The following is a 6,208-nucleotide window of genomic DNA, read 5'->3' on the forward strand; positions in this document are numbered from 1 at the left end:
GCTTCATGCGCTGCAGAAAGGCCGCGTCGACGCGCGTGCTTGGTCCAGCCAGGGTCAAGGCGCCGAGCAGGACGCCCCCCGGCCCGAATACCGGCGCCGACACGCCCCCGGTCTCGGGGTCGCGGTCGCCGACGGCGAGACAGTTGCAGGTCTTGCGGATGGTCTCGTAGGGTTCGCCCTGCTGGCCCGAAAACGCTGCGAGCACGCGGCCGCCCGAGCCGAGCAGCAAAGGCAATACGTCGCCTTCGCGTATCGTGTAGCGGATCGGGTGCTTGGATTCGACGCGGTAAAGACAGGTGCGGACATCGCCCGAGCGAACGTAGAAGGCAACGCTTTCCCAGCTTCGCTCGGAAAGATCGCGCATGATCGGCAGCAGGATGTCGACCGCCACGACCGAACGCTGGTAGAGCGCACCGAGCCGAAACGTCGCGGGTCCGACGCGGTAGCGCCCATTGTCGAGGCGCTCGAGCAATCGTCCGCGCAAAAGGGAATTCGCAAGCCGCAGGATGGTGCTCTTGTAGAGGCCGGTGCGCGCCGCGATTTCGGCTAGGCTGAGCGACCGGTCCTCCGTGCTGAAGGCATCGAGGATGGCAATCGCCCGATCGAGTGCTGCAACACCTTCGGCGCGGTCGATTTCCGCATCTGCCGATTTGCTTGGCGAATCCATGGCGGTTCCAGTTTGAAGAAAGCCGAGCGACGCGACTGTGTCGCGCCGCCAAATCGTTCTGTCCAGTAGAATATCGTTTCCGTTGACAGAACTCCGTAACATCTGCTTGAAATCGATGACGGGTCTGGATGCAGGCGCGTTTTGGCGGGCACCGGAGGAGGTGTCGTGATTTGGAGGAATCCCATGCTGGACAGACGCAGATTTTTGATGAGCACCGCAGCCGTGGGTGCCGGGCTGATGACGTCGCATCTTTCTCCCGCTTTGGCCGAAGGCGCGCCCCAGATACAGCTCTTCGTGCCTGCCGCACCGGGTGGTGGCTGGGACCAGACGGCGCGCACGATCGACCAGGTGCTGCGCAGTGAAAAGCTCATCTCGGGTTCGCAGATCACCAATGTCGGCGGCGCCGGCGGGACTGTCGGGCTGCCGCAATTCATCAGCCAGTGGAACGGCAAAGGCAATTCCCTGATGGTTGCCGGCATGGTCATGGTTGGCGCCATCATTGCCAACAAGGCCGCCAACAATCTGACGCAGGTCACCCCGATCGCCCGCCTTACCGGCGAGTTCGAAGCCTTGGTCGTGCCGGCGGAGTCGCCGTTCAAGACGGCCGCTGATTTCGTCGCCGCGCTCAAGGCCGATCCGACAAAGGTTCCTGTCGCCGGCGGCTCCGCAGGCGGTTCCGATCACATCCTGTTCGGCCTGATTGCCAAGACTGTCGGCGTGCCGGCGACAAACCTGTCCTACGTGCCGTTCGCCGGCGGCGGTGAGGCGTTGTCGGCGCTGCTCGGCAACCAGGTCGCGGCCGGCATCTCCGGCTTTGGCGAGTTTTCCGAGCAGGTCAAGGCGGGCGCGCTGCGGCTGCTCGCCATCTCGGCAGACAAGCGCCAGGACGGCATCGATGCGCCGACGCTGAAGGAGGCCGGCATCGATGTCGAACTGTTCAACTGGCGCGGCGTCTTCGCACCGCCGGGTATTTCCGACGCCGACAAGGCAGCGATGATCACCCTGATCGAGACCATGGCCAAGAGCGACGCGTGGGCGACCGAATGCAAGAACCGCAACTGGACGCCGATCCTGCTCACCGGCGACGACTATGCGAAGTTCGTCACCGAGGATTCAGCCCGCATCGAGGCGATCCTGAAGGATCTCGGGCTCGCCTGATCCATCGTCATAGGGGCGGCGCAGGTCGCCCCTTCTCGCATGAAATGCAAGCCGGCATGACCCTGCGGTGGGGAGCAAGCATGCGGCGCCGGGCATTTTCGCCAACCATACTTGGCCAGCTCTCCTGGGGAGGACAATCATGAGCACCAGCGACCAGCAGCCGGCGCCGTCGCGGCTTGCCGTGCCGGAATTGTTGATAGGCATCGGGCTCCTGGCCTGCGCCGGCGCCGTTGCCTGGCAGACGCTGGCGATCCCGGTGTCGCCGCTCTACTCCAAGGTCGGCCCGACCGTCTTTCCCTACCTTACCATGGTTGGCCTGGTGGTACTTTCGCTGTTGCTCATCCTTGCCGCGCTTCGCGGCGGCTGGCAGCCGGAGGAGGAAAAGGAGACGCCGACCGACTGGAAGGCAATGGGCTTCGTCGTTATCGGCCTGATCGCCAATCTGCTGCTCATCCAACCGCTCGGCTTCACGGCGGCATCCGTCATCATGTTCGTGCTCGTCTGCTACGGCTTCGGCAGCAAGCGTACGCTGCGGGACGTCGTGCTCGGCCTTATCCTGGCGCTGGCCGCCTATTTCGGCTTCGCCAGGGCGCTCGGCGTCAACATCGGTGCCGGTTTCATCGAGAACCAGCTGAACACGGTCATCGATGCGTTCATCACCATGTTGAGGGGCTGACGCCATGGAAACGCTCGGACATCTGGCACATGGCTTCTCGGTCGCCTTCACCCCGGTCAACCTTCTGTGGTGCCTGCTCGGCACCACGCTTGGTACCGCCATCGGTGTGCTGCCCGGTCTTGGGCCGGCGCTGACCATCGCGCTGCTTTTGCCGATCACCTATCAGGTGGCGCCGGAGGCATCCTTCATCCTGTTTGCCGGCATCTATTACGGCGCCATGTACGGCGGCTCGACGACGTCGATCCTGCTCAACACGCCCGGCGAAAGCGCCACCATCGTCACCGCGCTGGAAGGCAACAGGATGGCGCGTTCCGGCCGCGGCGGTGCAGCCCTCGCCACCTCGGCGATCGGCTCGTTCGTCGCCGGCACGATCGGCACGATGGGCGTCGCTTTCCTGGCGCCGGTGGTGGTCAAATTCGCGCTGGCCTTCGGCCCGGCCGAATATTTCTCGCTGATGGTGCTGGCCTTCATCACCGTCTCGGCGGTGCTCGGCTCGTCTTCCGTTCGCGGCCTGACCAGCCTGTTCGCAGGCTTCGTCATCGGCATGATCGGCGTCGACCTGCAGACCGGCCAGCCGCGCTTCACCTTCGGCATGACCGAACTGCTCGACGGCGTCGACGTCATCATCGCCGCCGTTGGCCTGTTTGCCGTCGGCGAGACGCTGTACATGGCCTCGCGCCGCTATGCCGGCAAGGACGAGATCGTGCCGCTGAAGGGCTCGCTCTACATGACGGCGGCCGAGTGGGGACGTTCGTGGAAACCCTGGCTGCGCGGCGCCGCGATCGGCTTCCCGATCGGCGCCATGCCGGCGGGCGGCGCCGAAATCCCGACTTTCCTGTCCTATGCCATCGAAAAGAAGCTGTCGAAGCACAAGCAGGAGTTCGGCACGGTCGGCGCCATCGAAGGCGTTGCCGGCCCCGAGGCCGCCAACAATGCGTCCGCAGCCGGCGTGCTGGTGCCGATGCTGACGCTTGGCCTGCCGACCTCGGCGACGGCGGCGATCATGCTGTCGGCGTTCCAGAGCTACGGCATCAATCCCGGACCACTGCTTTTGACGACCCAGGGCGACCTCGTCTGGGGGCTGATCGCCAGCCTGTTCATCGCCAACGTCATCCTGGTCATCCTCAACCTGCCGCTGATCGGGCTGTGGGTGCGGCTGCTGAAAATCCCGGCGCCGCAGCTCTATGCCGGCATCCTGGTGTTCGCCACGGTCGGCACCTATGGCATTTCGCAATCGCCCATCGACCTCGTCATCCTCTATCTGCTGGGGGCCGCCGGTTTCCTGATGCGGCGGTTCGATTTTCCGACCGCGCCTGTCATCATCGGCATGATCCTTGGGCCGCTCGCCGAAACCCAGTTCCGCCGGGCGATGACCATCTCGAATGGCGACTGGTCCGTGTTCTACACCCACAAACTGTCGCTGACACTGCTGACGCTCGCCTTCATCGGCCTCGCCGGCCCGCATATCTGGGCCTTCATCGAGCATCGTCGTCGGCGCGGACCGGAGCATGTGCCCGGCGATGCCTGATCGATCCATGACGCCATGACAGAACTGCTTTCCGGTATTCGCGTCCTCGACCTGACCAATGTCCTGGCCGGTCCCTACTGTGCCTATCAGCTGGCGCTGCTGGGCGCCGACGTGATCAAGGTCGAGGCGCCGCAAGGCGGCGACCTCGCCCGCCAGCTCGGCGGCTCGCCGAAGCTGAACAGCGCCGGCATGGGCGCCTCGTTCCTGGCTCAGAACGCCGGCAAACGGTCGGTTGTGCTCGACCTCAAGAAGCAAGCCGATCGCGAGCGCTTTTTCGATCTGGTGGCCAGCGCCGACGCACTGGTGGAGAATTTCCGCCCCGGCGTGATGGATCGGCTGGGGCTTGGCTACGAGGCACTGAAGACGGTCCGTCCGGGCCTCGTCTATTGCGCGATATCGGGTTTCGGCCAGACCGGGCCAATGCGCGATAATCCTGCCTATGACCAGATCATCCAGGGCCTGTCTGGGATCATGAGCATCACCGGCACACCGGAAACGGCGCCGCTGCGGGTCGGCTATCCCGTCGCCGATACGCTTGGCGGACTGGTCGGCGCGTTCGCCATCGCCTCGGCGCTGGTGCGGCAGAAGACGAGCGGCGAGGGTGCCTTTCTCGACGTCTCGATGCTCGAATGCACACTTTCCGCACTTGGCTGGCCGGTTTCCAACTATCTGACCGCAGGTATCGACCCCATGCCGATGGGCAACGAGAACATGACGGCGGCACCCTCCGGTGCGTTTCGCACCGGCGACGGGCTCATCAACATCGCCGCCAACAAGCAGGAGCAGTTCGTGGCGCTGTGCCGGCTGATCGGCCGGCCGGAATTGGCTTCCGATATCCGCTATGCAGAGCGCGAGACGCGCAAGCGCAACCGTGCGGCGCTTAAAGTCGAGATCGAGGACGCCCTGGCGGGCGCCTCGGCGGCGGCCTGGGAAGAGACGCTCAATCGCGCCGGCGTGCCTGCCGGCAGGGTGCTGACGATCCCGCAAGTGCTGGCCGAGCCCCAAGTCCTCGAGCGCCAGGTGACCGCGCATTTCGACGATGTGGCTGGCATGGACAAGCCGCTGACCGTTTTGCGCGGCGGCTTCATGGTCGATGGCGAGGCGCCCTTGCCGACAAAGCCGCCGCCGGCGCTCGGCGAACATATGAGCGAGGTGTTCGCCGACCTGCCGCCCCACGCCAGGACAAAGGCACGCGCATGAGCGGCACGGAGAAGAAGACGGGCCGTGAGCGCGGCGAGGAATGGTGGCAGACCGATATCATCGAGATGCGGCCTGGTGTCATCCGGCTGCGCGGCTACGAGATCCAGGATCTGATCGGCCGCGTCAGCTTTCCGGCTGTCATCTGGCTGATGCTGCGCGGCGAACTGCCCAGCGAGGACCAGGCAGAATTGCTCGGCATTGCCTTGGCTGCCGCCGTCGACCATGGACCGCAGGCGCCATCGATTGCCATCGCGCGCATGGCTGCAACCTGCGGCGTCGGTATCAACAGCGCCATGGCCTCAGCCATCAACGTTCTCGGCGACGTGCATGGAGGCGCCGGCGAGCAGGCGCTTTCCTTCTATGGTGACATTGCCGTGGCGATCGATGCCGGGATGACGCTGAATGAGGCGGTCTCGGCGCGGCTCGACCGGTTCTTCGCCGAGGAGAAGGGCTATGTGCCGGGGCTCGGGCATCGCTTCCATCCCGTCGACCCGCGCGCGCCGCGCTTGCTGGAACTGACCCGCGAATTTGCCGCACGCGGTGCCGTCAATGGGCGTTTCGCCGATATCGCCGAAGCGGTCGAGGCGGATGTCGAACGCCGCAAGGGGAAAAAAATACCCCTCAACATCGATGGCGCCACCGCCGTCATCTATGGCGAACTCGGTTTTCCGCCGCCGCTGACGCGAGGGCTTTTCGTGCTGTCGCGCTCGGTCGGCATCCTGGCGCATGCCTGGGAGCAGTCGCAGCAGGCCGAGCGAAACAAGGGGCCGCTGCCGCGCGAGTGGCTGTGGGCCTATACCGGCACGCCGGTGCGGCCGTTTCCCGAAAGCGATGACCCCGGCGAGTGAGGCTCTACGCCTGGTCCACCTGCACAGGGATCTTCAGCGTCTTCACCAACGTTGAAAGATCCGGCTCGTCGATGAGCATGGCCGCATCGGCTGGCGCCAGCCCGGCCCGCTGGCGTCGTTTGGCTTCCTGC

General features: G+C 65.0%; 6 protein-coding genes and 1 pseudogene. 5 read left to right on the top strand and 2 right to left on the bottom strand.

All coding sequences use genetic code 11. The features are described 5' to 3' along the window. On the bottom strand, window positions 1-667 hold a 667-nt coding region (locus tag EN991_RS19745), incomplete at its 3' end, for an IclR family transcriptional regulator (RefSeq protein WP_164769212.1). A 183-nt stretch (window positions 668-850) separates the two neighbouring features. Here EN991_RS19745 and EN991_RS19750 point away from each other — a divergent pair. The 5 genes from EN991_RS19750 (at window position 851) to EN991_RS19770 (ending at window position 6,077) form a co-directional block, all read left to right on the top strand. Then, window positions 851-1,825 (top strand): tripartite tricarboxylate transporter substrate-binding protein, encoded by a 975-nt coding sequence (locus EN991_RS19750; protein WP_013529611.1) that lies wholly within the window; start codon window positions 851-853, stop codon window positions 1,823-1,825. Window positions 1,826-1,964: 139 nt separating this feature from the next. Continuing rightward, window positions 1,965-2,501 carry a tripartite tricarboxylate transporter TctB family protein gene (locus EN991_RS19755; RefSeq protein WP_027161342.1) on the top strand — a complete coding sequence of 179 codons (537 nt, stop codon included), beginning with the start codon at window positions 1,965-1,967 and terminating at the stop codon, window positions 2,499-2,501. A gap of 4 nt (window positions 2,502-2,505) precedes the next feature. Next, window positions 2,506-4,029, top strand: coding sequence for a tripartite tricarboxylate transporter permease (locus EN991_RS19760; RefSeq protein WP_013529613.1), 1,524 nt, complete (start codon window positions 2,506-2,508; stop codon window positions 4,027-4,029). A gap of 15 nt (window positions 4,030-4,044) precedes the next feature. Next, window positions 4,045-5,229 carry a CoA transferase gene (locus EN991_RS19765; protein ID WP_127369358.1) on the top strand — a complete coding sequence of 395 codons (1,185 nt, stop codon included), beginning with the start codon at window positions 4,045-4,047 and terminating at the stop codon, window positions 5,227-5,229. Then, complete coding sequence (locus tag EN991_RS19770; RefSeq protein ID WP_063168996.1) at window positions 5,226-6,077, top strand: citryl-CoA lyase; 852 nt, start codon at window positions 5,226-5,228, stop codon at window positions 6,075-6,077. Before EN991_RS19765 ends, EN991_RS19770 begins: the two co-directional genes overlap by 4 nt. 4 nt (window positions 6,078-6,081) lie before the next feature. Here the strand turns inward: EN991_RS19770 and EN991_RS40995 are convergent. After that, window positions 6,082-6,208 (bottom strand): annotated as a pseudogene (locus EN991_RS40995) (NUDIX hydrolase); the annotation flags it as partial.

The sequence above is a fragment of the Mesorhizobium sp. M7A.F.Ca.US.005.03.2.1 genome, assembly GCF_003997795.1.
GTDB classification, from domain to species: Bacteria; Pseudomonadota; Alphaproteobacteria; order Rhizobiales; family Rhizobiaceae; genus Mesorhizobium; species Mesorhizobium ciceri.